The sequence below is a fragment of the Mycobacterium sp. NGS26 genome (assembly GCF_059813025.1).
This window is the reverse complement of the sequence record NZ_JCALDU010000005.1, coordinates 282,184-308,042: the sequence shown is the minus strand read 5'-3', so window position 1 is coordinate 308,042 and position 25,859 is coordinate 282,184. Positions and strand designations below refer to the sequence as shown.

Genomic DNA, 25,859 nt, shown 5'->3' with positions numbered 1-25,859 from the left:
CCGGTAAACTGCCCGCCTGAGCGCGGGACAGGAATCGGGTGGATGCAGGGCGTATACGGCGTTTTCATAGGCACTTTCCTCATCGGCCTGCGCGAGGGCCTGGAGGCGACGCTCATCGTGAGCATCGTGGGCGCCTTCCTCAAGCGCAACGGCCAGTCGGTGCGCCCGATGTTTGCCGGCGTCGGCTTGGCCGTGCTGATCAGCGTCGCGGTGGGGGTTGGGCTGGACCTGGTCTCGGCGACCCTGCCGCAGGCCCAGCAGGAGATGATGGAGACCGTCATCAACGCCATCGCGGTGGTGTTCGTGACCTCCATGATCATCTGGATGAACCGCAACGCCCCGCGGCTCAAGGGCGAGCTCGAGCGGGAGGCCCGCCAGGCGATCAACCGGGGCGGCGCTCTGGCCCTGGTCGCCATGGCCTTTCTCGCCGTCCTCAAGGAGGGCTTCGAGACGTCGGTGTTCCTGCTGGCGGCCGCCGAGACGTCGCACGGCAACCGCTGGTTCGCCGTGCTCGGCGGGACCGCCGGCATCGCGGTGTCGATCGCGCTCGGCGTCGGCCTGTACTTCGGTGGTCTGAAACTCAATCTCGGCCGGTTCTTCCGGGTCACCGGGGTGTTTTTGGTGCTGATCGCCGCGGGGCTGGTGATGGGCGGCCTGCGCACCGCGCACGAGGCGGGCTGGGTGACCATCGGCCAGCGACAGGTGTTCGACTTCTCGGCCTGGATGCCCAGCCAATCCATGCTGGGCGCGCTGATCACCGGCGTGTTCGGGCTGCCCGCCGACCCCCGGCTCATCGAGGTGCTGGGCTGGCTGCTCTACGCGGTTCCTGTGCTCGTCGTGTTCCTGTGGCCGGCCCGGCTCGGCGCGGCGCCGCGAACCCGGCGCCGGCTGCTGGCCGGAGCCTCGGCGGCCCTGCTCGTCGCCGCGGCGCTGCCGGCGATCATGGTGCCCGCCGGCGGCTCTGCGCCCGGGCCGCGGGCGCGCACCGTCACCGATCGCCTCGGCCACACCGCGGGCGTGTCGCTGCTCGCCACACCGGGCGGACGCTCGTTGGCGATCACGGGCGAGGGCGGGCCGAGCACCGTCGAACTCGCCGCCGGCGGCGACCAGACCCTGGGCGGGATCGCGGTCCGGGTGTGGCAGGCGACGGTTCCCACCGACCCCGGGCCCAGCCCGCCGACGGTCACCCTGCAGGAGTTGTCGAGCCTGACGGGCGGCCGGCTGCCGGTGGGCGTGACGCTCGCCCGCACCCCGGGCCCCTTCCAGGCGCAGTGGGCCGCGACCACCGCCTATACCGTTCTGGCCCAAGGTGATTCGGTGGTGAGCGCTCAAGCCGCCAGCAACCGCACGGCCGTGCTCACCGGCGGCGGCCTCACCGGACCCAAGACCGTCAGCGTCGGCGCGCTGCCCAGCGACTGGTCCACCGCCGCCGCCGAAGACCAGGCGACGGCGGCGCACATCTCGGCCTACGCGCACGAGCGCGACGAGCGGCAACTCTGGAAGGTCTGGCTTCCGTTGGTGCTGGGCGCTTTCGCGGTGGCCTGCGCCGTGGGCGCGGTGGCCTCGGGGCGCGGCGACCGCGCGATAGAACAGGAGAGGAGATCCATCGATGGTGAATCGCACCGTCCGGGCACGGTGCCGGTCCCGTGAATTCTGGCTGACCGCACCGGCTTTGGTTGCGGTCGCGGCGCTGGCCGCGGCGGCGTGCGGCCACTCGAGCGGCAGCTCCAGCCCCGCGAAACCCGGGCAAGCCAACGCCGTCAAGGTGACGATGGTCAACAACGGCGGCAAGGACAGCTGCGCGCTGGACACCACCAGCGTGCCGGCCGGGCCGGTGACCTTCACGGTGGTCAACGCCAGCGCGCCGGGGATCACCGAGATGGAGTTGCTCAGGGACCAGCGCATCGTCGGTGAGAAGGAGAACCTGGCGCCCGGGCTGGATCCGGTGTCGTTCACCGTCACCCTGGACGGCGGCTCCTATCAGCTGTATTGCCCCGGCGCCAGCACCGAGTATCAGACCCTCACGGTGACGGGTCAGGCGCCGGCGGGGCCGACGGGCACGGTGGCGAGCATCCTCGCCCAGGGCACCAAGGACTATGCCGCCTACATCGTCAACCAGATCGGTCAGCTTCAGGACGGCGTGAAGGCGCTCGACGCCGCGGTTCAATCGGGCAACGTCGACGCCGCGAAGACGGCCTACGCCAAGGCGCGGCTGCCCTGGGAGCGATCGGAATCCAGCGTGGAGGGCTTCGTCCTGCCGGGCTTCGCGGTCGGCGACAACGCCGGCAACCTCGACTACCTGATCGACATGCGGGCGTCCACCCCGGTGGACGCCAAGGTCGGGTGGAAGGGCTTCCACGCCATCGAACGCGACCTGTGGCAGGGCAACGCAATCACCCCGGCCACCAAGGCGTTGAGCACCGAATTGGTAAGCAACGTAGCCAAATTGAACACCACGGTGGCCACCCTGCAATACAAGCCCGAGGACTTGGCCAACGGTGCCAGCGACCTGATCGAAGAGGTGCAGAACACCAAGATCACCGGCGAGGAGGAGGCCTTCAGCCACATCGACCTGGTCGACTTCTCGGGCAATGTCGAAGGCGCCCAACAGGCCTACGCCTCGCTGCGGCCGGGCCTGGAGAAGATCGACGCCAACCTGGTCAACCAGATCGACCAGCAGTTCCAGGCGGTGCTGAAAGTGTTGGACGGCTACCGCGACCCGTCGGCGCTCGGTGGCTATCGGCCGTATACCCCCGCGCTACAGGCAAGCGACGCAACCAAACTCACCGCGGTGATCCAGCCGCTGCACCAGAGCCTGTCCACCGTCGCCCAAAAAGTCGTCTCGGCGCGCTGACATGACCGACGACGAACTCGCCGAACCCACGGACACCACCGAGGTGTCGCGCCGGCGCATGCTGGGCGGCGCCATGCTGGCCGGGCTGACCGGCACCGCAGTCGGCGCCGTCGGCGGCGGGTTCGCCGGCTACGCGACCGCGGCCGCACACCGCGGCGACGAAAATGACACCGTCGACCTGCGCCGCAGCTACCCCTTTTACGGCCAGGCGCACCAGGGCGGAATCGCCACGCTCCCACAGCGTTACGCCGTTTTCATGTCCTTCTCGCTGGCCGCCGGCGCCGGCCGTCGCGACCTGCAGAGCCTGCTGGCGCGCTGGTCGGCCGCGGCTTCGGTGCTGCAGCAGGGAAATCCCGTGGGCACCGTGCAGCCGCAGGTCGAGGTGCAGCCTCCCACCGACACGGGGGAGGCCTACGGGCTGAGCCCGGCCAGCCTCACGGTCACCATCGGGTTGGGGCCGTCGCTGTTCGGGGACCGGTTCGGGCTGGCCGCGCGGCGGCCCGCGGTGTTCACCGACCTGCCCTCGCTCAACGGGGACAACCTGGATCCCCGCCTGCATGGCGGCGACCTGTCGGTGCAGGCCTGCGCCGACGACCCGCAGGTGTGCTACCACGCCGTGCGCAACCTGGCTCGCCTCGGGCGCAACATCGTGTCACCGTTCTGGGCGGTGCTGGGGTTCGGGCGGGCCTCGGCCGGCCCGGGCCAGCACACCCCGCGAAACCTGTTGGGGTTCAAGGACGGTACCCGCAACATCAGCACCGACGCCGAGTATGACCGCTTCGTGTGGGTCGCCAACAGCGACCACCCCTGGATGAACGGCGGGACGTACCAAGTCGTCCGCAAGATCCGGATGCTGATGGAGACCTGGGACGTCGACCGGATCGGCAATCAGCAGAGGATCTTCGGGCGCACCAAGGAAGAGGGTGCGCCGCTGAGCGGCAAGACCGAGTTCGACACGCCGGATTTCGCCGCCAAGGGCGACGACGGCAATCCGCTCATCGACCCGCGGTCGCACGTCGGCCTGGCCGCCCGGGAAAACAACGACGGCATCATGATCCGCCGGCGGTCCTACAACTACACCGACGGCCTGGACGCCAACGGCCAACTCAACGCCGGTCTGCTGTTCGTCTCCTACCAGAACGATCCGCAGCATTTCATTCGGCTGCAGAACCGCCTCGGGGCCAACGACCTGCTCAACGAATACATCCGGCACATCGGCTCGGCCATCTTCGCGGTGCCGCCCGCACCGGCCGAGGGGCATTACATCGCGCAAAGCCTGTTCAGCTGAACATATTTCGCAACCGGTCAAACGGGTTCGTCGTCGTCTTGGCCGCGCAGGAATCGTTCGGGGTGGTGGAAGCTGTTTGTTCTGGGTTGGCCTCGGTCGAGGTGTGGGGGTGGTATCCATTCGGTTTCGCCTCTTGTGTTGGTGCGGGTGGTCCAGCCCTTCTCGACGAGTCTGTTGTCCGGGCCGCAGGCCAGGGTGAGGTCGGTGATGTCGGTGCGCCGCGTGTTCGTCCATCCTGTTACGTGGTGGACCTGGCTGTGATAGGCCGGGGCGTCGCAGCCCGGCCTGGTGCACCCGCGATCCTTGGCGTACAGCATGATGCGCTGGGCGGGGGAGGCCAGCCGCCTGGTGTGATACAGCGCCAGCGGCTTGGCGCCATCGAAGACCGCCAGGTAATGGTGGGCGTGGCCGGCCCAGCGGATCACATCGGTCATGGGCACCAGGGTGCCGCCGGCGGTCAGCGCCTTGCCCGCGGCGGCCTCCAACTCCCGCAGCGTGGCCATCGCGATGATCGACACCGGCAACCCGTTGTGCCGCCCCAACTTTCCGGAGGCGAACAAGCCACGCAGTGCGGCCAGGAACGCGTCGTGGTTGCGCTGGGCTGCGGTGCGGTGATCGCGGCGCACCGCCTCCTCATCCGGGGCTTGGTCGACGATCGGGGTTTGGTCGTCGGGGTTGCAGGCGCCGGGGGCGGCCAGCTTGGCCAGCATGGCCTCGATCGCGGCGCGCAGCTCGGGGGTGATCATGCCGCTGAGGCGCGACATGCCGTCGTATTCCTGGGCGCCCAAACTGATGCCGCGCTTGCGGGCGCGTTCGGTGTCGCTGAAGTCGCCGTCGGGGTGCAGCCAGTCCATGATCCGCTGGGCGTAGCGGGCCAGCTCGTCGGGGCGGTAGTGGGCGGCGTGCTTGGCCAAATCGGCGTCGGCGGCCTCCCGGATAGACAAATCCACCTCGGCGGGCAGGTGGGCAAAGAAACCCCGGATCACGCGCACGTGCCCGTCGCCGATGAGGCCCGCGGTGTTGGGCGGTGGCGGTCGCGGGCAACCGCGGCGCCAACAACTCGCCGGTCAGCGCGCGCCGCTCACCGAGGTCCTCGGCGTCGTCGATGCGCCGGGCGGCCTCGGTTCGGGTGATGCGCAGCCGGTCGGCCAGCGCGGTGCGCAGGGTGCCGCCCAGCTCTTCGGCGCAGGCGTGGGCGCCGATCTGGTTGATCAGGGTGTGTTGCGGGGCGCGCAGCCGCCGCGTCGCGCATTCGAGCAGCTCGAGGGTTCGCAGTCGTTCCGGGGTGGTCAACACCTCAAAGGACAACTGGCCCAACCGGTCCAGGGCGGTGTCGAGCGCGCCGAAGACCTCGACGATCTCCTCACGACTGCTCGCACCCATGCCCCCCAATCTATCGAACACCTGTGCGAATCAACATCGCCAATCGCGCAAACTGTGGATAAAGCCGCAACTGTGGACTAACTCGCTCCAGCGCCCGGCTGCAGCAGGAAGTCGGCGACGATCACGGCCATCGCGTCGATCGCGCCGCGGGCCATTACTTCGAAACCGTGGGTGCTCAGCGTGGGCAGGCACAGCAACCCCGCGCGCGGCGTCAGCCCGTTGGCCTTCGCGTGGGAGGCGTCCGACTCGAATGCGCCCAGCGCGGCCGCCTGCGGCGCAAGGTCCCGATCGGTCGCGATTTGCATCAGCCGGTCGGCGACATCCTTGTCGTAGACGCAGAGCGCGTCGCTGTAGCCGACGATCGGACCGCCGGCGACGCTGGTCCCGTATTCCTGTTCGGTGGGCCCGACCTCCAGGGCAAGGGTCAGCGTGCCGGGCAGCGACGCGCTGGCGTAGGAGCCGCCCACCCCGCCGATCTCCTCGTTGGTGGTGAACACGAAATAGGCGGCGCCGGCGGGTCGTTGGCCGCGCTCGCGCAATAGCTGGGCGGCGCGCAGCAGGGCGGTTGCGGCGGCGCGGTCGTCGAGGAAGTAGCTGCCGACATAGGCGCCCATGTCGACCAGCGTCCTCTTGCTGCGATCCACGCATACCCGGGTGCCCGCGTGCACCCCCGCGGCGGCCAGCTCCTCGGGGCTGCGGCCGGTGAAGACGTAGACATGCCCCCAGTCCAGCGCCCGGTCGCCCCCGTCGGGTTTGGTCTCCCAGATCCGCGGGCTCTCCTTGGTGGTGTGTTCCGAGCCGAGCGCCAGAACCCCGCTGAACGTCTCGTGATCGCCGAGGACGGCGACCGGGCCCAGCCCGAAGTTGCCGGGGTACATCGTGCCCAGCTGCGTCAGGTGCAGCGTGCCGTCGGGTTCGATGCGCTTGACGAGCATCGACAGCTCGTCCATGTGCGCCATGACCCGCGTCGCGGACCCGGCGAGATCGTCGGCGCCGCGGATGTGGCCGACCAGGTTGCCGGCGTCATCGGTCCACATGTCATCCACGAGGGGGAGCAGTTCGCGGGCGCACACGGCCCGCACCGCGTCTTCCTGGCCGCACGGTCCGTAGGTCCATAACAGTTCCTGCAACAGGCCGTCGGTGGAGTCGTGGTCGCGGTGTTCCATGAGGTCCCCCTTTATCTCACCGGCAACGGTATCGGCCCCCGACGCCGTTTACCCCGGTGGTTGAGGACCAAAGCCTCACGACGGACCATGGCCGCGGTGTATAGCGTCGCTCCTGACGACTCCTGACGAGAGGAGAACGAGATGTCGGCATCCGCCAAACAACTCGGCATCGTCGTCGCGGTCGACGGCTCGCCCGCATCGAACGCCGCCGTGAGCTGGGCGGCCCGCGAAGCGGCGATGCGAAACGTCTGCCTGACCGTGGTTCACGCGGTGGTGACGCCCACCACGACCTGGCCGCCGGTCCCATACCCCGACTCCTTCGTGGTGCGGCTGGAAGACGAGGGCAAGAAGCTCGTCATGCACGCGATCAAGATCGCCGAGGACGCGGCGGACCGGAAGGTCACCATCAACCGGGAGTTGGTGTATTCGACCCCGGCGCTGACGCTGCTCAAAATGTCCGACGAGGCGCAGATGGTGGTCGTCGGCAGTTCCGGACGAGGGTTGCTGGCCCGCGGCGTGCTCGGTTCGGTCAGTTCGACGGTGGTGCGGCACGCGAAGTGCCCGGTTGCGGTGATCCGTGACGACGACGAGTCGCCGCCGGATCCGCAGCACGCGCCCGTCCTGGTGGGGATCGACGGCTCACCGGCGTCCGAGCTCGCGACGGAGATCGCCTTCGACGAGGCGTCTCGCCGGGGCGTCGACCTGATGGCCCTGCACGCGTGGAGCGACGTTGCCGTGTTGGACCTGGCAGGTCTGGACTGGGCGGCGGTGGAGGCCGAAGCGGAACGCAGTCTGGCCGAGAGCCTGGCGGGCTGGCAAGAACGCTATCCCGACGTGGCGGTGTACCGGCTGCTCGTGCGCGACCGCCCGGCGCGACAAATCGTCGAAAAGTCCGAGGGCGCACAGCTTGTCGTCGTGGGTAGCCACGGCCGCGGCGGCCTGACCGGCATGCTGGGCTCGGTCAGCAACGCCGTCCTGCATTCGGTTCACCGGCCGTTGATCGTCGCCCGACCGTCGTGAGCGTCCACGCGCACAGCGCGGCAACGTCACGGTCGGCTCGCATGACCGTTCGGTCGGGACGCACGATCGCGGCCGCGGCGCCCCCGCGGTGCAGCCACGTCGAAAGCGCGGTGCCGGCCTCGACGGCCAGCACGGCGATGCCGCGCTGGCGCAGCGATGCTTCTGCCTGAGCACCCGGCGGGCTGCTCGTGATCATCGCGAAGCCCGCGCCAAGCACGTCGTCGAGCCGATGACGTTCGGGCAGGGGCGGATTCGGGCAGAGCGTGCCGGCGAGCTGGCGCGCCCGGCGGGTCTTGTGCACCAGCGCGGAAGAGTGCAACGCCGGGGTGGTGGAGTCGACGACCTTGTTGCGCAGGCCCGGGATTAGCCGCACCCGGGGAAGCAGCGCGCGGCGCAACAGGCTGCCCACCCGTCCGCCGCCGGTCATGGACCACCCGACGGTGAGCGCGAGCCGAATCATGGCCCGGGCGTGTGGCTTTCGCTCCTGCTCGTAGCTGTCCAGGATGTCTGCCGGGAGCGTGCCGTCGCGCACGGCGGCTATCTTCCAGGCGAGGTTCATGGCATCCCGCAGTCCCGCGCACATGCCCTGGCCGATGAAGGGGGGAGTGAGGTGGGCCGCATCGCCGAGGATGAAGATGTTGCCCCGGCGCCAGCGATCGGCGATCTGGGCGCGGAAGGTGTACTCGGCGACCCGCAGCAGCGTCAACTCAGCGTCCGCGATGTCGGCGGTCCACGGCGCGATCAGCGGCCGCAACGCCTCCAAAGTGCCGAAGTCGCCGGCGGTTTCGCCGGTCAGCAGCTGGAACTCCCAGCGGTAGCGCCCCGCTCCGATGCGCATGTAGGTTCCGGCGCGAACCGGGTCGCAGAGCTGATGTACGCCCTCCCACTGGTGCAGTTCGGCCTCGGCGGCGATATCGACAACGAGCCAGCGCTGCTCGAACCTCAAGTCCCGCATGACCGAGCCGATGTGCGTGCGCACCATGCTGTTGGCGCCGTCGCAGCCCAGCAGGTACTCGGCATCGACATGATGGGTCCGCCCGTCGCAGTGGTCGGTGTAGATGACGCGCACGAGATTCTCGCCCGCCGTCACCCCGGTGACTTCGGCGTTGCCGCGCAATTGCGCTTTCGGAAAGCGCTCGAGGTTCGCTCGCAGCAGCGCCTCGAACTCCGGCTGGTCGAACATGTTCGCCTGCGGGAAGCCGTTGCGGCTGCGGGATGTGTCGCGGTGGAACTCGGCGAGCACCCTGAATCGATTGTCCAGCAACCGCAAACCCGTCGTGGGCCGTGAAATGGCCGCGAATTTCTCGGCGACCCCGATACGGGCGATGATGCGGTAGATTTCGTCGTCCAGATGGACGGCACGGGGCTGCGGGTATACGCCGGGCCAGCGGTCCAGGACGAGGCATTCCACGCCGTATTGGGCCAACAGGGTGGCCGCGGTGATACCCGTCGGGCCGGCGCCGACTATGACGACGGGGACGACGGGGACGACGGGGACGACGGGAACGTGCCGAATAGCCTTGCCGGTCACGCGAATCGGACGGCGGTGCGCTGCGTCCCCAGGTCGATGGCCCCGTCGTCGGTGGCCACCGAGGCCTCCACGACGTCGCCGTGCCGCAGATATTTCGGGTTACCGGCCTGACGTTTGAAGAACACCTTCCATTTGATCGTCGGCGGCAACAGGTTTCCGATGAGCTGCAGCGGCTTGGGCGGCGCGCTCAGCGCGGTGCCGACCGGGGTGCCGGTGAGTATCAGGTCGCCCGGGGCGAGCTCCTGGAACTGGGTCAGCGATTGCAGCGCCTGCAATGGCCGGTACAGCATGTCCCCGTCGACGAGTGCGTTCTGCCGCTCCTCGCCGTTCACGCTCAGCCGCAGCCGAAGCTCGCCGAACCTGTCGAGCTCGTCGGCGCTCAGCAGCACCAACTCCGGGCCGACCGGCGTGAACGTCGGATAGGACTTCGCTTCGTAGAACTGCGTCTGCGGCAGCTGGATGTCGCGCGCGGAAACGTCGTTGGTGACGACCAGTCCGGCGATGAGCTCGGCGAGGTTGGCGTCGGAGATGCTGGTGCCGACCGGGATCGGGCGCCCGATCACCAGCCCGATCTCCACCTCGTAGTCGAGCAGCTTGACGTGTTCGGGTTTGACGATGTCGTCGAACGGGCCGTTGATCGACGCCGACGCCTTGCGAAAAAAGGTCAGCGGAACCGTCGCCGGGTCCATGCCGGCGTCCTTGACATGGGACGCGAAGTTGGTCATCTGGGCCACGACTCGGCACGGTCTGGTAACCGGCGAGACCAGTTTCAGGGTTTCGACCGCGACGGCGTCGGTGCCCGCGGCGGCGGCATCGATCGCCGCGCGGTCGGCCAGCAGCTGCGCGGTCGTGGTCGCGTCGGTGTCGATCTGCACCGCGCCCTTCGGCGTTTTGCGCCACCACGCGTCGGCGGTGCGCAGGATCGAGACACTCATGAGGTGGCCACCTTCAGCAGGCCGGCGAGGCGGCGAATGTCGAACTCGTTGCTGTCGCGAAGCGCGGCGATCATCGAAATCAGTTCGTGGGGGGCGGATTTGAGGTTGGTCCCGAGAAAGTCTCTGCTCGCCGGGGGCCCCCATTGGGCCAACCCGGATGCGGTGAAGGGCGCCCAGCCGGGTTCGAGCGTGTTGTCGAACAGGTCGCCGTCGGCGAAGTGCTCCACCAGGAAGCCATCGGGATCGCGCCAGTAGTCGAATATCTGGCTGCCCTGGATGTGCCTGCCGATTCCCCAGGACCGCAAATATCCCTTCTCCCTGAGGTATTCGCCACCGGCCGCGAGCGCGTCGAGGTCGCTGACTTGGTAAGCCGAGTGCACGTACCGGTTCGCCGGGCCCAGTGCGAGCGCCAGCGTGTGGTGATCGGCCGGCGTCGATCCCCGGTCGCAGCGGGTGAAGCTCATGGTGGGCCCGCGTCGGCGCTGGCCGGGAAAGAACAGGAAGTCGCTGACGATCATTCCCAGGTTGTCCAGATACCAGTTCAACGTCTGCAGGTACTTCGTCGACTGCACCACCAGGTGGCCCAGGCGCTGCACCCGCGCGGGCGCGCGCGGGGGACGTTGGGCGGCGTTGGTGCGCCGCGCGTCGCGTCCGAAGTTGAAAACGTGCGGCGGCTGGTCCGCAAGCTCGGGAAGCTCGTGCATGCCGGCGACGACGCGCACCGGCATGCCGCTGGGATCGGTGAGGTCGACCGACAATCCGCCGATGGTTTCCGGCAGCGGCCGCGCAGCGGCGCCGGATTTGTCGGCCAGCCGCAGCAGGTCGGCCTCGTCGCAGGCCCGGAACGCCACGCCGCTGAAGCGGGTCCGCGGACCTCGGCGCACGATCACACACGGTGCGCCGGCGCGGGTGCCGCGCAGCTGAAGCTCGTCCGGGCCGTGGTGTGCGGCGTGGAAGCCGAAGGCCCGCGCGAACGCCTCGGTGCGGGGCAGGTCCGGCTTCTCGAACTCCAGCCAGGCGATGTCGGCGATCTTGATGATCGGATTCCGCGAGCGGCCCGGGTGTTCATCGGGGAGCCCGCCGTGCTCACTGTGCAGGCCGCGGTGGGTGGCATTCGTCGGCATCATTCGTCGTCTCCTTTAACTGACGAAATCGTCACATACGAGGCAACGTTCAGTCAAGGCTAATGATGAAATCCTCAAAAGTGATGCATACTTCTACTCGTGAGCACGGTTCCCGACGAGTCGGCGCCGTCGTCCAACCGCCTGGAGCGGCGCAAACGGCGCACCAGGGCGGCGCTGGTCAAGGCCGCGCAGCGGTTGATCGCCGAGGGGCGGATCAACGTGCCGGTCCTGGAGATCACCCAGGCCGCCGACGTCGGAATGGGTTCCTTCTACAACCATTTCGACAGCAAGGAGCAGCTGTTCGAGGCCGCGGTCGCCGAGGTGCTCGACGCCCACGGGGCGATGCTGGACCGGCTCACCGAGTCGATCGACGACCCCGCCGAAACGTTCGCCACCAGCTTCCGGCTGACCGGCCGGCTGTTCCGGCGGCGCCCCCAGGAGAGCGAGATCTTGTTGGCGAACGGGCCCGCACTGCTGTCGTCGGACCGCGGCCTGGCGCCACGGGCGTTGCGCGACATCAAGGCCGGTGCCGACGCGGGCAGGTTCCGCGGTGAGGTTGCCGCGGACCCGGCACTCGCGCTGGCCGTGGCCGGCGGCGCGCTGTTGGGGCTGGGACAGCTGTTCCGCGACGATCCCGACCGTGACGACGGGCGCGCCGCCGACACGGTCACCGAGAACGTGCTGCGGCTCTTCGGGCTGAGCGCCGACGAGGCGCACGCGGTGTGCCTGCGCCCGCTGCCCGACGATGCGCTGGTCGAGTCCTAAACTGTTGTGCCGCTAGCGATTTCGTGTGTCGATCGACCACAGGTTGGCGCAACCCGGGCATTGCAGGCTGACCCGCGTGGCCCGATTGCCCAACAGGTACTGCCAGTGCGAGCCGCAGTTGCGGGTGCTTCGGCACTCCGAACACCTGTTGCGGCCCCATCCGCAGTTCGGACAGGTCAGCCAGGCACGCCGAGAGGCGTCGGCATGGGGAACGATCGGCCGCCAAATCGCCAACGGTGAGCCCTTCCGTCCAGAGTTCTGGTTAGGTTAGGCTAACCAACTGGACTGGGCAACTTAGGCAACCGTGTTTCCGCTCACACCCTCATCAGGCGGTCTTGCGTGCCTCGTTTCCGGCGGCCGACACGATGTGAGCAACCACCGCGCCGCCGCGGACGACGTCGAGCGTCTGGCCCGCCGCGACCCGATCGAGGCAGCGACCCGCACGCTTGCGCAGCTCGTCCAGCTCGATCTGCCGACCGGTGTCGGCCGGGATCGGAGCGGTCGCCGAGTCGCCGGCCGGCACGATCCGCGCCAGCAACGTGCCGCCACGGACGACGTAGATCGTCTCTCCGGCCGCAACCCGATCGAAGCACCGCCCGGCGCGGGTTCGAAGCTCGTCGAGCCCGACCCAACCGCCGGCGCTCGGGGCGAGGAGTTGGACGGATCGCGCGGGGATCGGGGCCACCCGCCAGTCGCCGACCGACACGATCCGGCCCACGAGCTTGCCGCGACGGACGACATCGATCGTCTCGCCGGCGGCCACCCGCTCGAGATACGCACACGCGTCGCTCCGGAGTTGGCCCAGGCCAATCACTTCCGGCATCTCGCTCCGATCTCCGGGGTTCACCGACCGGCCGCCGAGTGGGCGCGGCACCCGAACCCCGGCGCTAATTATATGACTGTACGTGCGGTCAGTGTCAAGCCGACCGGCCGCGCCGGACCGGTGCAAACCCGGGGCAGGCATCAACACCGCCGACGGTTCCATCTCGCGAGCGAAAAGAGTTGTGCCCCAGACGTTTAGCGGGGCGCGAGCATGTCCTTCCAGCCGTCGTCCCCCGTCTTGGTCGAGTTCTCGACCGCGTACCTGACCCCGTCGGGCGCCACCAGCTCGCCGCGCTGCGGGTTGTAGACGGCCGAGGGAGGCCCGCTGGGGGTGTAGACGCAGGGGTTCGGCTGCTGACCGTTGCATTGGACGGTGCCCGATCCCGGGCGCTGCAGCACGTCGCTGACGGGCGGCGGTGTCCCCGCCACCCGGTCGGAGGGCGCCGGGTTGACGCCGTTGTTGATCGACGGCGCGGGTATCACCAGGCCGGGTTTCACCGGCTGATCGCAGCGCGCCGCGGGCGCCGGGCACGTCAACAGCTGGTTCGGGTCGCCGTACCAGGGGTTGGTGCCCAACGGGATGTAGGGCTTCGGGTCGCGGCACTCCCGCGGCGTCGCGGCGCGCTTACCTGGCACGTCGACGCAGGGCAGGTTGCGCGCGCCGCGCACGGCGTTGGCCGGGGTGTCTTGCGGGATCTTGCAATAGGTTCCGGACGGCATCGGCGCCAGGCTGGTATCCGCGGGGGAGCGCCACTCGGATGCGGGCAGGAATCCGGTCAGGCACGGCGGCGGCTGGTTGATCGTCAGCGAGGTGCCGAGCGCGGCGTAGCCCGGGAAGGGCGCCGTCACCGTCTGGCCTTCGGCCCCGCCCTGCGGATAGGACACCAGCAGTTGCTCGACGCCCTTGTGGTAGCGCTTGAGCAGGTCCAGCACGATCTCGAGATTCGCCAGCGTCTGCGGTAGCGACTCGCGGACGTCGCCGAAGACCTCGTTGACCTGATCGGCGGTCGGGGTCGCTTGGGTCAGGATGCTTTGCAGGTGCTGATCGTTTTCCGCGCTCTGCGCCGCCAATGTGTTCAGGTTGTGCGACCAGCGCTCGATCGAGTCGCTGGAGTTGACCTGGCTGTCGATGACCGGCCCGGAGTTTTGGATGATGTCGTTGACGTCGGCGATGTTGGTCTTGAAGTCGCCGGCGATCGCCTGAGTCGCGTCGACCAGTCGTTGCAGCGCGGGGCCCAATCCGCCTACCGCTTGGGCCGTTTCGTCGAGCAGCGAGGCGATCTTGTCCTTGGGCAGCGCGGCCAGCCCGCGGTTGGCGGCGTCCAGCGCTGGCCCGATCTCGGTGGGCACGGTGCCCTTGGTGATGGTCTGTCCCGGCGAGAGGTATTCGCCGGGGTTGCCCACCGACACCAGGTCCAGATACTGCTCGCCGACCGCCGACACCGAATGCACGTTCGCCGAGGCGTCGACGGGGATCTTGTAGCGGCTGCCGATGCTCATGGTCACCCGCGCGCCCGTGTGGCTCGGCTCGACGGCGGTGACCGTGCCGATGGTCTCACCGCGATAGGTCACGTTGGCCGTCTTGTACAGCCCGCCCGACGTGGGCAGGTCCGCCTTCAGCGTGTACTGGCCGATTCCGACCGCGGTGGGGATCTGCAAGTAGTACCAGCCCAGCACGACGGCCGTGATCGCGCTCAGGATGCCGAAGATGATCAGCTGGCGCCAGATGAAGCGGGTCAGCATTGCCTGTCCGCCCTTTCGACCAGCGGCCCGCCCGGGGCGTCGTTCGGGTTCGGCGTGTAGCGGACGTCGGGGATCATCGTTTCGGGGTCACGGCCCCACGATTGCTCGAGCGCGCGCAGCGCTCCGGAGAACCCGGTCCCGGTGAGGACCGCGTTGTCGACCGCGCTCAGCGTGAGGTCGACCGTCAGCGACAGGTTGAAGTAGTCGCCGCGGAACGACTTCGGCACCGCGTCGACGTCGAACGGCCGGACGAGGATCAGCTTGAGCGCCTGGATCAGATACGGGGAGGAACGGCCGAGTTCCCGCAACGGGCACTGCAGCGACAGCAGGTCCTGGTGCAGGTCGCCACGCGAGGCGGACAGGTATTGGTCGACGAGTCCGCCGAACCGTCCCGTCGCGTCGACCGCGTTGATCAGCAGATTCTGTTTGTCGGCGAAATGTTTGATCAGCGGCGGGAATTCGGTGAGGACCCGCTCCAGGACGTCCGAGCGGGGACCCACGTACGCCAGCAGCCGGTTGGTGGAGTCGATGGCCCGGGTGATGTCGTTGCGTTGCTCGTCGAGCCGGGCGGTGAAGGTGTCCAGCTTGCCGAGGAAGGCGCGGATCTGGTCGGCTCGGCCGTGCAGGATGTTGTAGGCCTCGTTCTGCAGCACTTCGAGGTTGGGAATGCCGCCGCCGTGCAAGATCAGGGCGATGCTGGCCAGCGTCTGCTCGGTCGTGGGATACGCCGACGAATTCTTCAGCGGGATGGTGTCGCCGTCCTTCAGCAGCTCGGGGGACGGGTTGGGCGGCACCGCCAGCTCGATGTGCTGGGAGCCGAGCAGGCTCGTCTGCCCGATCTTGGCGGTGGCGTTCTTGGGCAACTTGACGCTCTTGTCCAGTCGCAGCGTCAGCGTGGCCACCCAGTTCTTCAGGGCGATCGCGCGCACCGTGCCGACGAACACGTCGGCCACCCGCACCCGGCTGTTGTCGTTCAGCGCCAGCGTGTCGGGCATCTGCACGTAGACGGTGTAGGAGCCGGGCCCGCTGCCCGGCCCACCGGGCATCGGCACGTTGGCGATCCCGTGCCACTTCGCGCACGACGTCAGCGCCACGGCACTCGCCAGCAGGGCCAGCCCCTGCCAGGCCCGGTGCCGGATCCGAATAGCCAAGGCGCCCATCATGATCCGGCTCCCGTCGCCGCGGCCGCCGGCGTCGGTGCGACGGGTCCGGGGATCACGCCCGGCGCCGGTGGCGGCGGCGGGATCGGCACCTGCGGCGGGTTCTGCCCGATGACGGGCACCACCGGGTTCTCGTCGTAGGCGTTCGGCGGTCCTGGCGGGGTCTGCAGCCCCGGCGGCGGGGGTCCAACATCCGGGCCGCCCATCAGTTCGGCCAGGGATTCGGGGGTCAACAGGCCGCCCGTGACCGGCCCCACCTGTGTGCCCTGCATGCCCGGCGCGACAACCCAGCCGGGCTGGGTGTTGCGGTGCGACAACGGGGTATCGGGCACCCAGATCCCGGGCACCGTGGTGTCCTTGTACCCGTTCGGCGGCTGCAGCCGGGGCTCGGAGTAGGCGACCTCCTTGGGCAGCGTCTCGGCGGTGCTGAACAGGTTCAGCCCGAACGGCGGGTAGTTGAACTTGATCGCATCGAGGATCGGCGCCAGGTATTGCGCACACAGCTCGGCGGATTCCTGATAGCCCAGCCGGCTACCGGCCTGAATCATGCTGCACAGGAACTGCATTGGGTTGGCGAAGTTCGGGATGGCCGGGATGGACATCACCGCGCCGTGCGACGGGTGGTAGATCTGGCTGAGGTTGGTCTCCAGCGTCGGCAGCACATGCAGGGCGGTCTCCAGCCCGTTCAGCGGATCGGGCTGGACCAGCGTGGTGGTCAGGGTGGCGAGGTTGTCGATGTCGTGCGCGAGCACCTCGCGGTTCTTGTCCAGGAACGGGCGCAGGGTGGACAGCAGGCTGTCGAACTGCTGTATCGCATCGGCGAGGCCCTGGTCGGATCCCGTTAGCCGGTCGGTGAATTGGGCCAGGTTGTGGTTCAGCGCGACGAACTGCTGGTCGTCCTTGTGCAGGGCGTTGACGAACATCGCCAGGCTGCGCACCACCGCGAAGAAGTCGCCCCGGCCCTCGTTCAGCGCGGTCAGCGAGCGCGACAGGCTGTTCAGCGTCGTGTTGATCTGCTTGCCCTTGCCGGCCAGCCCGTCGGCGAACGCCTCGATGACGTCACCGAACGGGCCCTTGGGCTGCTGCGGCGTCGGGCCGAGTTTGTCGATGACGTTGGCGACGCTCTCGCGCAGCTGGTCGAACTCCGTCGGCACCTGCGCGCGCTCGATGGGGATCACCGCGTGGTCGGCCATCACCGGGCCCCCCTTGTAGGTCGGCTCCAGCTGGATGCTCCGCGACGCCACCACCGTGGGGTTCACAATCACGGCGGACGCGTTGGCGGGCACCTTGTACTTGTTGTTGTAGTGAAACGTCACCTTCATCTTGTCGCCGGCCGGCTCGATCTTGTCGACCGAACCCACGCGTACGCCCATGATTTGGACCTTGTCCCCGGAATAGAGCGCGTTCGCCGCGGGGAAGTAGGCGACCACGGTGTTGGTGGTCAGCTTCTTGTAGAGCTGCCAGCCGATGAGCCCGGCGACCAGGGCCAGCGCGACCACCAGCGCAACGACGGTCCTCCGGCGCCGCAGGTTTCGGATGTCGAAGCGGGTGCTCAATTCTGGTTACCTCCCGTGATGCCGCTGCCTCCCGCGCCGCCCGGGTTGATGAACGGCGCCGGCAGCTGCTGCCCGGGTCCCGGCGGCGCGGGCGGCCCCGGGGGCAGCCCGGGCGCGAAGGTCGACGGCGGCGGAGCGGGTCCGGCCGGTTGCAGGTTTTCGGTGCGCGCCCCCGGCGGCGCCTGGGCGGGCAGCGGCACCGGCGTGCCCGGGAGGTCCGGGGGCGGCTCGCCCGGTCGCCCGGCGATCGGAATGCCGGGGGTCGGTGGCAGCCCGTTCGGGTTGGGCGGGGACGTCTGCACGTCGATCTGCGCCGGGAAGCTTCCGCCGAACGGGGCAACGTCAATACCCGCGCACGGCAACGGGTTCCACGGCCGCGGTGGCGCGTCGGGCGCCGGGGTGTAGGAGCACGCCGTTCCCGGCGGGACGGCCGGCCCCGGATGATCCGGGGTGCCCTCGAGCACCGGCGGTGCGGGCGGCGGCGCGCCGTTGGGGAACCGGGTGCCGTTCGGGTCGGGCCAGCGGAACGCGGGCAGCCCGGCGCTGCGCCAGAAGTTCTCCGGGTCGATGCCGCGCTTCTTGAAGGCGGCGTCGACCCACGGTTGCAGCGCCCAGTAGGGGAGCAGATTGGCCAGGACGATCTTGAAGTACGGTCCCGACGCGACGGATTCCCCCAGCGACGCGGCGAATTGGCTTACATACGTGAGGGTTTGGGCCAGGTCGTCCTTGCGCGCCACCAGCACGTCGCTGAGCGTGCGCAACTGCTCCAGCACGGGATTCAGGTTCGGGTTGTCGTTGATGAACCCCCGCACCTGAGCCGAGATCGCGGAGATGTTTCCCAGCAGGGCGTCGATGGCCCGTCCCCGTTCGTTGAACGCGGCCAGCAGCGTCTTCGCGTTGACCAGCAACCGGTTGATTTGCTCGCTTCGGTCACCGAGCACGCTGGCCACCTGGTGGGCCTGGGCGAGCAGGTGCTTGATCTGGTCGTCGCGCTTGCCGATGCTGTCGGAGAACTTGGCCAGGCCGTCGAGGGCGGGGCTCAGGTGTGGGTAGGTCTGATCGATGGTCTGCGTCAACACGTTCAGCGATTTCTTGACGCTCTCGATGTCCCAGCCCGTGGCGGCCTTGGTGACATCGAAGACCGCGTCGTAGAGCTGATAGGGGGTGGTGCTTTGGCCCAGCGGCAACACACCCCCGGGTGGCAATTTCTTGGCGCCGCGCGGCTCGATCTCGAGCACCTTCTTGCCCAGGATGGTGTCGGTCTTGATCGCGAGCCGGCTCTCGGTGCCGATGCTGTTGGTGCCGATGGAGAACTTGATCACGACGTGGTCGCCGTCGATGTCGAGCGCCTGCACGTTGCCGACATTCACGCCGGAGATGCGCACCTTGTCGTTCTTGTTCAGCTGACCGGTGTCGGTGAACTGCCCGTAGTAGACCGGACTGGCGAACAGCATCGGGACGCTGGTGAAGCTTTGGCCGACGGCGACGCCGAGCACCAGCACCGTGATGCCCATGAGACCGACACGGCCGCGGTTGAATTCCGTCAGCGTTCTCATTGCGGCGTGCACCTGCCCGTGGGCTGCTGCCAGAGCTTGACCGTGCGGACCGGGCCGCCGGGCTGCAACCCGTTCCATTTGATCGTCAGGTCGCAGACGTAGAAGTTCACCCAGTCGCCGTAGAGGCCGATGCTGCGCCCGATCAGGTTGAGGGCGGTCGGCGTCTTGTGGATCAGATCGCTGAGCCGATCCTTTTGGTCGATGAGCGGCTGCTGCAGGGCCTGCAGGTAGTTGATCTCCTTGTGCAGCAAGGCCCGGTTGTCCGCCAGCAGCTCGGCCACCGTTCCGGCGGCGTTGCTGATGTTCGCCGTGCCGGCGGCCAGCGGGTCGGCGTGGTTGCGCAGCCCGGTGATCAGCCGCTCGAAGTTGTCGACGGTCTGGTCGAGCTCGTTGCGATGCCGAACCGTGGTGTCCAGCACGACATTCAGGTTCTTGATCACCTCGCCGATCGCCTGGTCGCGCTCGGCGAGGTGCTCGGTCAGCTGCGCGGTCTGGTCGAGGATGTCGTTGATGGTGCCGCCCTGGCCCTGGAACACGGTGATGATGGCCGACGCGATCGTGTTGACCTTCTCCGGATCGAGCGCCCGGAACAGCGGCTTGAAGCCACCGATCAGGGCGTCGAGATCCAGCGCCGGCGACGTGCGGGACAGCGGGATGAACCCGCCCGGCGGCAGGATCCGGTCGGCGCCCTCGCCCTCGCCGCGCTTGAGCTCCAGGTAGCGGTCGGCGAACAGGTTGAGATAGCGGATCTGCGCGGTCGTCGACTGATAGAGCGGTATCGAGCGGTCGACGGCGAAGTCCACCATCACCCGGGTGCCGCCGTCGACCAGCCGCACCTTTTTGACCTTGCCGATCTCCACGCCGTCGGCGCGGACGAACTGGCCGTCCTTCAGGCCGGTGGCGTTGTGGAACTCGGCGGAATAGCTGTTGGTGCGGTTGAAGCGCATCTGGGCGAAGACCACGACGATCGACGCGGTGATCAGCGCCAGCACCAATGAGACGATGCCGAGTTTGAGGGCGGAGCCGGTGATTTTCATGGGTTGATCGTGTTGTCCCCGACTTGGCGGCCCCACACGTACTCGATCGCGTACGGCGAGCCGGTGTCCAGATGGTTATACGGCGCGAGGCTGGCACCGGTGTCCATGACCAGGGTCGGCGCCGGCCAGAAATCGCGGGTGATGGGCTGCCAGCAACCCGGCGCGCCCCCCGGGCCGCCGCGAGCGTTCACCCGGGGCAGATTGTCCGGATACACATAGGGATTCGGCGCGCCGCCGACCAGCCCGGCCACCCCCAGCAGCCCCGCTGTGGCCACCGTGCCGACCAGCCCGGGGAGGGTCAGAATGCCGCCCAATCCCGACGTCAGCTCGGTCATGGTCTTGAGCGCGTAGCCGTTGCCGCCGCCCGTCGTTTCGTAGCCCTTGGGTTCCGTGTCGTAATAGCCGCGGATGGTGCAGAAGATCTCCGGGCTGTAGGTGTCGAGCAGCTGGGCGGTGGGCACCAGGTCGGCGGCACCCCGCTGCAGGTAGGGCCCGCCGCGGGCGAAGATGTCCGCGCCGGTGTTGCCCAGCCCGGTCGCGGCCAGCAACGCAGCGTCCAGGTCGGCCTCCTGCCGGTGCAGCGTGCGCGCCGTGACCACCGCGTGGTTGAGGGAGTCGATCAGGTCCGGCGCCGCGTTGGCGTAGGTGTCGCCCAGGGCCGCCAGCTGCGCAATGTCGTGGCGGATCTGGGGCATCTGCGGGTTGATGTCGTCGAGGATGGCGTTGCCGTTGACGATCGACTGCCCGAACTTGTCGCCCAACCCGGCCAGCGCCTGCGCGGCCGCGGCCAAAGTCAGGTTCACCTTGACCGGGTCCACCTTGTCCGCGATCGTGGTGAGCGTCTCGAACAGGCTGTTGAACTCCGTCGTCACCGACCTCGCGTCGATCACCTGCTGCGGGTTGATGTGCTGTGGCGCAGGGTTTTTCGGCGAGGTCAACGCCACGTACTTGTTGCCGAACACCGTGGTCGCCTTGATGTTCGCGTCCACGTTGGCCGGGATCAGCTCGATGTATTTCGGATTCACGTCCATGACGACCTTGGCCGCCGGCTTGCCGTCATGCTGGATCTCCGAAATGCCGGCCACCCGCCCGATTTCCACGCCGTTGTAGGTGATCTTCGATCCCGGATCCATCACCAAGCCGGACCGGGGAGCCACCATCGTCAACCGCGTCGTCGGCGTGAGCTCGCCCCGAAACTGCAGCCACACCAACGCCAACGCCGCCGTGGAGATCACCAGGAACACCGCGGCCGCCGTCTTGTACGGCGGGATCCGTGGCGGGTTCTCCTTGAGTTTCGGGGCCGGGGCTGTCATGGCGGCTACACGGTGAGGTTGAAGTTCGGGTTTTTGCCGTAGACCGCCATCGCCGTCAGGACGACCACAACGACGATCGTGATCAGGGACAGCCGCATCGACCGGCCGACCGCTTCGCCGACGCCGACCGGCCCGCCGCGGGCCGTGTAGCCGTAGTAGCAGTGGGTGGTCATCACGACCACCGCGACCAGGATCACCTCCGCGAAGGACCAGCCCACGTCGTTGAGGCGCAGGAACGTGTGGAAGTAGTGGTTGTACGTGCCGATGGACTGCCCGTAGAACAACACCGTGGTGACCTGCTGGGACAGGAAGGCCAGGGTGATCGCCAGCCCGTAGAGCGGGATGATGACGACCAGGCCCGCCACCACCCGGGTGGACGCCAGGAAGGCGACCGACCGGATGCTCATCACCTCCAGGGCGTCGATCTCCTCGCTGATGCGCATGGCGCCCAATTCGGCGGTGGCGCCGGCGCCGACCGTGGCGGCCAGCGCCTGACCGGCGGCCACCGGCGCCACGAACCGCACATTGACCAGCGCGGCCAGAAATCCGGTGAACGCCTCGACGCCGATGTTGCCCAGGGTCGCGTAGCCCTGGATGGCGACCAGCGAGCCCGCGGACAGGGTGATGAATCCGACGATGGCGGCGGTGCCACCGACCACGGCCATCGCGCCGGTGCCCATCCCCATCTGGGCAACCATCCGCAGCACCTCTTTGCGGTAGCGGCGCATGGCGAAGGGGATCTGCGCGACGGTGGTCAGGGCAAACCAGACCATCTGCCCGATCTCGACCAGTAGCTTGACCGGGGCGTCCGCGTACCGGCTGAGGTTTGCCCGCGGGAAGCGGATGTGCGGTGCGGCGGCCGCCGTGGTCGCGGTCATGTCAGCGCCCCGTCCCGAACCGGACGCCGATGGTGGTCAGCGCCGCGTTCACCGCGAACAGCGCGATGAAGCACAGCACCACCGTCTCGTTGACGGCGGTGCCCAGGCCCTTGGACCCGCCGCGGACGATCAGCCCTCGGTAGCAGCCGACCAGGCCGGCGATCAGGCCGAACGTCGCCGCCTTGATGAACGCGATCACCACCTCGGGCAGGCCGGTGAGCGCCGTCAACGTCGAGAGGTAGGCGCCGCTCGAGACGTTCTGCAGGTACACGCTGAACAGGTAGCCGCCGCCCAGGCCGACGGCGATCACCAGCCCGTTGAGCAGCACCGCGACCACCGTGGAGGCGACGACGCGCGGCACCACCAGCCGGTGGATCGGGTCGATGCCGAGCACCTCGAGCGCATCGATCTCCTCGCGGATGGTGCGGGCGCCGAGGTCGGCACAGATGGCGGTGCCCCCGGCGCCGGCGACCACCAGCACCGTCACGATCGGGCCGAGCTGGGTGACCGCGCCGATCGCGGCGCCGGCGCCGGAGACGTCGGCCGCGCCGATCTCGGCCAGCAGCAGGTTGAGCGTGAAGATGAGCAGCACGGTTTCCGGGATGGACACCGCGATGGTCGGCAGCAGCGACACCCGCATGAGGAACCAGCCGACCCAGATGAATTCACGCCATTCGAACGGCTGCCGCAGCGCCTTGCCGGTCAGCACGCACATCCGGAAGAACCCGCCGGCGACTTCGGTGCCCGGCCGGATTCTCTCGAGTATCTTGCCGCCCATCACGGTCGAGGTAGTCATCGGCACGCCCTCGAAAAGTGGTTTGCCAGAAGAGCTTTCGGATTCGTCGGGGACGACGCCGCATCGCGACGCATCGTCTCGGGGGATGACGCGCTACGCGGCGAATCATCTCGGTCCCTGCGCACGTCGTCGGTTACCGCCGCCCGGTTCCATGTCGCCCTCGCTTGCGCCACGGAGCAACTATGGCATCAGACCGTACGGTCAGTCAATAACGGTGGTCGGGTGGTACTCGAACGCCGCGGGGCTTCGGGCGAATGACCGGACGACATGGCCCGCGCCGACGAATCTCTCGCGGCCAAATTACCTCCGCGCGCAAGGCATTCCGTCGCTGCGCGGTCAGCCTGAGCGGTCAGTCCGGCGCACCCGTTGCCGCGGCAAGGCATTCGCGTACCACCGCGATGAGGTCGGTGGCAGGGTCGGCCCACTTGCTGAGCCCCAGGCGGTCTAGCAGCAGGCCGCCGAGGAACACGTCGACGAAAGCGGCCCCCACCTGTTCGGGTGTTCGGGAAACGGCGCGGCCGAACCACACCCACATCCACTCCAGCGACCCCCACAGTTGCAGGGCCGCGAGTTCGGCGTCCACGCTGCGGAACACACCGCTTTCCATGCCGTTGCGGATCTCGTCGACCGCGAGAGTTTGCAGCTGGTGGCGCAGCTTTCGCACCTGCTGCATCGTCGGGTCGTCCGACAGCTGAACCACCTCGCGCTGGCTCGCCACCGCCGCGTCGGGGGCGATCACCTGCAGCAGCGCGGCCGCGTAAATGATCGCGGCGATGCGTTCGTGCGGCGCTTCCAGGCGATCCCACACCATCCCCAGCACGTCGAGCTGGCGGGTCAGGTGAGTCTCTTCGAGCTCCTGCAGCATCTGCGCTTTGGTTCCGAAGTGATGGACGATGGTGCCCTTGGACATGCCGAGCTCGTCGGCGATGTCGCCGAGATTTGTTCTCTCGTAACCACGTTCGGCGACATAGCGGACGAACGCGTCGAGGATCTCACTGCGTCGTCCCGGCGATCTGGGCATGGCAACCCTCCGGCATCACTAACCGTACGAACGGTCTATCATAGCCGCGAACATGTCGGGCGCCACAACCCCGGTTGGTGGGGCGGCGAATGCGGGCCCTGCCGTCGGCCCGCGCTTGCTTGGTTCCGCTCAGCTCGCCGTTCGGCGGCGATCGGCCGCGGGAGCGTCCGGTGCGGTTACGACGTACATGTTGGAACCGGGTGCCGACTTGATTTCGCCCGCGGTGTACACGGTCATGAGTTCTCCGCCATCGCTGTCGGCGATGCACACGTATGTGTCGGTCTCAGCGTCGTACTCGAAGCTGTCCCAGGCCAATACGAACGCCAAGCAGTTGCCGTCGTGGTCCGCGACGACGAGCTTGTGCACACCCGACTTCTTCAATAGCTCGGCATCCCGCAGCTGCTGAGGGGCGTGGTTGTTGTTGTGGACCGTTAGGGCGTTTGACATCGGTGTACTCCCTTAGCGAGGTGTTGGCCCGGGCGCTTGAGTGACCCCGAACCTAGTGACCGATCTTCCTCCCAAGTACCGCCTGCGACCAGGGCATTACGGCCTCTCATGGAATGGTCGTAAGTCGCTGTGCAAGGACTCGGCGAAGGGTCAGCCGACGTTGCTGGGACGAAGCGCCACCAGGCCCACCCCGGCCGCGAAGAGCAGGGCGGTCAGCCAGGGCAGATGCCCGTCCGGCGCGAAGCCCGCGTAGGAGAAAAAGTGCAGGCCAGCGGCGGCCATGGCGGCACCGGCCAGCATGAGCGGCTCGCCCCACCGATCGGGCTCGCCCCACCGACTGGGAAGGGGTATGCCGAACGTCGGAAGCGGGGCGGCGAGCAGGCGGCGGCCCCACCACAGCAGCGCCAGCTCGACCGCCGTCACGAGGCTGAGGATGGCCACCCATTCCAGCCGCGCCAGCCACCAGTCCGCCGTGCCTTCGGTGGGTTGCGGCAGCAGTCCGGCCGGATAGCCCACGACGGCCACGATCACGACGGGGATCATGTGCCACAGGTAGAGCGCCATCACGTTGTTGTTGGCGATCGACAGCACCCGCCGCACCGGGTCGGCGCGCAGGGCGCGGTTGAGCGCGGGCGCAAGCGCCATCGCTATGCCGGTCTGCGCACTGCCGAATGCCAGCAGCGCCACCGTGGGCGGCGTCGTGTTGTCGACGGTCTGCCCGGGGACGCCGATCATGCTCACCGGGTACAGCTTCAGCGAAATCAGCAGCGCCAGCGCGACGGCCGACCCGGCGGCGAGCAGCGCGGCCCTGCGGGTAGCCAATTGCCCGGCGTGCCAGGTGATCCCGAGCTGGTAGAACATTCCCCAGGCCAGCAGATAGTTCAGCCAGCCCAGGTACGGCACATGAGCGCCGATCGAGATGGCGTCCACCGCCACGACCGCGACGGCGAGCGCCGCGGGCGCCATGAGTCCCCAACGACGTTGCGCGGCAATGGCAATCGGCGTCAGCGAAACCACGACCAGGTATACGGCCAGGAACCACAAATGCATGGCCACCGCCCAGCCCGCGTATTCCAGGACGGAACCGGCGACGTGGTTGGCGTCCGCCGCGACGACCACTGCCGACACCAGCGCGGCGTACACCGCCGTCGGGCCCAGAACCCGGGCCAGCCGATGCCGCAGCCAGATCGGACGGGGCAGGCCGTCGGTGTCGTGCCGATGCGTCCACGACACCGCACCGGCGTAGCCGGCCGCCAGGAAGAACGTCGGGACCGCCTGGAAAGGCCAGGTCAGCCACTGCGTCCACGGCAGGTCGACGAGCGGGTTCTGGCGTCCGAACTGTCCGTCGTGATAGGTCACCGACCCGGCCAGCCAGTGTCCGAACACAATCAGGACGACGCCGGAGACCCGGTAGTAATCCACCGCCAGATTGCGGGCCGGGCGCGCGCTGGTTGCGTGGTCCAT

21 protein-coding genes and 1 pseudogene are annotated in these 25,859 nt (G+C 68.3%); 5 read left to right on the top strand and 17 right to left on the bottom strand.

The window, feature by feature from the left end:
• Positions 1-42 precede the first annotated feature (42 nt).
• The 3 genes from efeU to efeB are packed head-to-tail and all read left to right on the top strand — an operon-like array spanning position 43 to position 4,142.
• Complete coding sequence (efeU, locus tag AC5Y6X_RS18475; RefSeq protein WP_499988194.1) at positions 43-1,650, top strand: iron uptake transporter permease EfeU; 1,608 nt, start codon at positions 43-45, stop codon at positions 1,648-1,650.
• The gene (gene efeO, locus AC5Y6X_RS18470) at positions 1,610-2,854 is read left to right on the top strand and encodes an iron uptake system protein EfeO (RefSeq protein WP_499988192.1); all 1,245 of its coding nucleotides are present in this window, start codon (positions 1,610-1,612) and stop codon (positions 2,852-2,854) included. Before efeU ends, efeO begins: the two co-directional genes overlap by 41 nt.
• Position 2,855: 1 nt before the next feature.
• Positions 2,856-4,142: an iron uptake transporter deferrochelatase/peroxidase subunit gene (efeB, locus tag AC5Y6X_RS18465; protein ID WP_499988191.1), complete on the top strand. Its 1,287-nt coding sequence runs from the start codon at positions 2,856-2,858 to the stop codon at positions 4,140-4,142.
• A gap of 17 nt (positions 4,143-4,159) precedes the next feature.
• On the opposite strand, the pseudogene AC5Y6X_RS18460 reads toward efeB, so the two are convergent.
• A pseudogene (locus AC5Y6X_RS18460) lies at positions 4,160-5,525 on the bottom strand (HNH endonuclease signature motif containing protein).
• 77 nt (positions 5,526-5,602) lie between these two features.
• Positions 5,603-6,691: a peptidase M42 gene (locus AC5Y6X_RS18455; RefSeq protein ID WP_499988189.1), complete on the bottom strand. Its 1,089-nt coding sequence runs from the start codon at positions 6,689-6,691 to the stop codon at positions 5,603-5,605.
• A gap of 141 nt (positions 6,692-6,832) precedes the next feature.
• Here AC5Y6X_RS18455 and AC5Y6X_RS18450 point away from each other — a divergent pair, with 141 nt between their 5' ends.
• Positions 6,833-7,711, top strand: coding sequence for a universal stress protein (locus AC5Y6X_RS18450; protein ID WP_499988187.1), 879 nt, complete (start codon positions 6,833-6,835; stop codon positions 7,709-7,711).
• On the opposite strand, the gene mhpA is transcribed toward AC5Y6X_RS18450, so the two are convergent.
• The 3 genes from mhpA to AC5Y6X_RS18435 are packed head-to-tail and all read right to left on the bottom strand — an operon-like array spanning position 7,653 to position 11,304.
• Positions 7,653-9,242 (bottom strand): bifunctional 3-(3-hydroxy-phenyl)propionate/3-hydroxycinnamic acid hydroxylase MhpA, encoded by a 1,590-nt coding sequence (mhpA, locus tag AC5Y6X_RS18445; protein WP_499988186.1) that lies wholly within the window; start codon positions 9,240-9,242, stop codon positions 7,653-7,655. The genes AC5Y6X_RS18450 and mhpA overlap by 59 nt on opposite strands.
• Positions 9,239-10,177, bottom strand: coding sequence for a fumarylacetoacetate hydrolase family protein (locus tag AC5Y6X_RS18440; protein WP_499988185.1), 939 nt, complete (start codon positions 10,175-10,177; stop codon positions 9,239-9,241). The genes mhpA and AC5Y6X_RS18440 overlap by 4 nt, the downstream gene beginning before the upstream one ends.
• Positions 10,174-11,304 carry a VOC family protein gene (locus AC5Y6X_RS18435; RefSeq protein WP_499988183.1) on the bottom strand — a complete coding sequence of 377 codons (1,131 nt, stop codon included), beginning with the start codon at positions 11,302-11,304 and terminating at the stop codon, positions 10,174-10,176. Before AC5Y6X_RS18435 ends, AC5Y6X_RS18440 begins: the two co-directional genes overlap by 4 nt.
• A 96-nt stretch (positions 11,305-11,400) precedes the next feature.
• Between AC5Y6X_RS18435 and AC5Y6X_RS18430 the strand changes: the two genes are divergently transcribed.
• The gene (locus tag AC5Y6X_RS18430) at positions 11,401-12,066 is read left to right on the top strand and encodes a TetR/AcrR family transcriptional regulator (RefSeq protein ID WP_499988181.1); all 666 of its coding nucleotides are present in this window, start codon (positions 11,401-11,403) and stop codon (positions 12,064-12,066) included.
• A gap of 325 nt (positions 12,067-12,391) precedes the next feature.
• Here the strand turns inward: AC5Y6X_RS18430 and AC5Y6X_RS18425 are convergent, their stop codons facing one another.
• The 12 genes from AC5Y6X_RS18425 to AC5Y6X_RS18370 form a co-directional block, all read right to left on the bottom strand.
• Positions 12,392-12,889 carry a hypothetical protein gene (locus tag AC5Y6X_RS18425; RefSeq protein ID WP_499988180.1) on the bottom strand — a complete coding sequence of 166 codons (498 nt, stop codon included), beginning with the start codon at positions 12,887-12,889 and terminating at the stop codon, positions 12,392-12,394.
• Between the two features lie 194 nt (positions 12,890-13,083).
• Positions 13,084-14,631: a virulence factor Mce family protein gene (locus AC5Y6X_RS18420; protein WP_499988178.1), complete on the bottom strand. Its 1,548-nt coding sequence runs from the start codon at positions 14,629-14,631 to the stop codon at positions 13,084-13,086.
• Positions 14,625-15,794 (bottom strand): virulence factor Mce family protein, encoded by a 1,170-nt coding sequence (locus AC5Y6X_RS18415; protein ID WP_499988176.1) that lies wholly within the window; start codon positions 15,792-15,794, stop codon positions 14,625-14,627. The genes AC5Y6X_RS18420 and AC5Y6X_RS18415 overlap by 7 nt, the downstream gene beginning before the upstream one ends.
• On the bottom strand, positions 15,791-17,347 hold the full coding sequence (locus tag AC5Y6X_RS18410) for a virulence factor Mce family protein (RefSeq protein ID WP_499988175.1): 1,557 nt from the start codon (positions 17,345-17,347) through the stop codon (positions 15,791-15,793). Before AC5Y6X_RS18410 ends, AC5Y6X_RS18415 begins: the two co-directional genes overlap by 4 nt.
• Complete coding sequence (locus AC5Y6X_RS18405; RefSeq protein ID WP_499988173.1) at positions 17,344-18,903, bottom strand: virulence factor Mce family protein; 1,560 nt, start codon at positions 18,901-18,903, stop codon at positions 17,344-17,346. The genes AC5Y6X_RS18410 and AC5Y6X_RS18405 overlap by 4 nt, the downstream gene beginning before the upstream one ends.
• Positions 18,900-19,940 (bottom strand): virulence factor Mce family protein, encoded by a 1,041-nt coding sequence (locus tag AC5Y6X_RS18400; protein ID WP_324677197.1) that lies wholly within the window; start codon positions 19,938-19,940, stop codon positions 18,900-18,902. Before AC5Y6X_RS18400 ends, AC5Y6X_RS18405 begins: the two co-directional genes overlap by 4 nt.
• The gene (locus AC5Y6X_RS18395; protein ID WP_499988171.1) at positions 19,937-21,253 is read right to left on the bottom strand and encodes an MCE family protein; all 1,317 of its coding nucleotides are present in this window, start codon (positions 21,251-21,253) and stop codon (positions 19,937-19,939) included. The genes AC5Y6X_RS18400 and AC5Y6X_RS18395 overlap by 4 nt, the downstream gene beginning before the upstream one ends.
• 5 nt (positions 21,254-21,258) lie before the next feature.
• A complete protein-coding gene (locus AC5Y6X_RS18390; RefSeq protein ID WP_499988169.1) occupies positions 21,259-22,131 on the bottom strand; it encodes an ABC transporter permease in 873 nt (290 codons plus the stop codon).
• A 1-nt stretch (position 22,132) separates the two neighbouring features.
• Positions 22,133-22,927 carry an MlaE family ABC transporter permease gene (locus AC5Y6X_RS18385; RefSeq protein ID WP_499988166.1) on the bottom strand — a complete coding sequence of 265 codons (795 nt, stop codon included), beginning with the start codon at positions 22,925-22,927 and terminating at the stop codon, positions 22,133-22,135.
• 349 nt (positions 22,928-23,276) lie between these two features.
• The gene (locus tag AC5Y6X_RS18380; protein ID WP_499988164.1) at positions 23,277-23,948 is read right to left on the bottom strand and encodes a TetR/AcrR family transcriptional regulator; all 672 of its coding nucleotides are present in this window, start codon (positions 23,946-23,948) and stop codon (positions 23,277-23,279) included.
• A 129-nt stretch (positions 23,949-24,077) separates the two neighbouring features.
• Positions 24,078-24,395 carry a hypothetical protein gene (locus AC5Y6X_RS18375; protein WP_324677187.1) on the bottom strand — a complete coding sequence of 106 codons (318 nt, stop codon included), beginning with the start codon at positions 24,393-24,395 and terminating at the stop codon, positions 24,078-24,080.
• Between the two features lie 150 nt (positions 24,396-24,545).
• Positions 24,546-25,859: an acyltransferase family protein gene (locus tag AC5Y6X_RS18370; RefSeq protein WP_499988163.1), complete on the bottom strand. Its 1,314-nt coding sequence runs from the start codon at positions 25,857-25,859 to the stop codon at positions 24,546-24,548.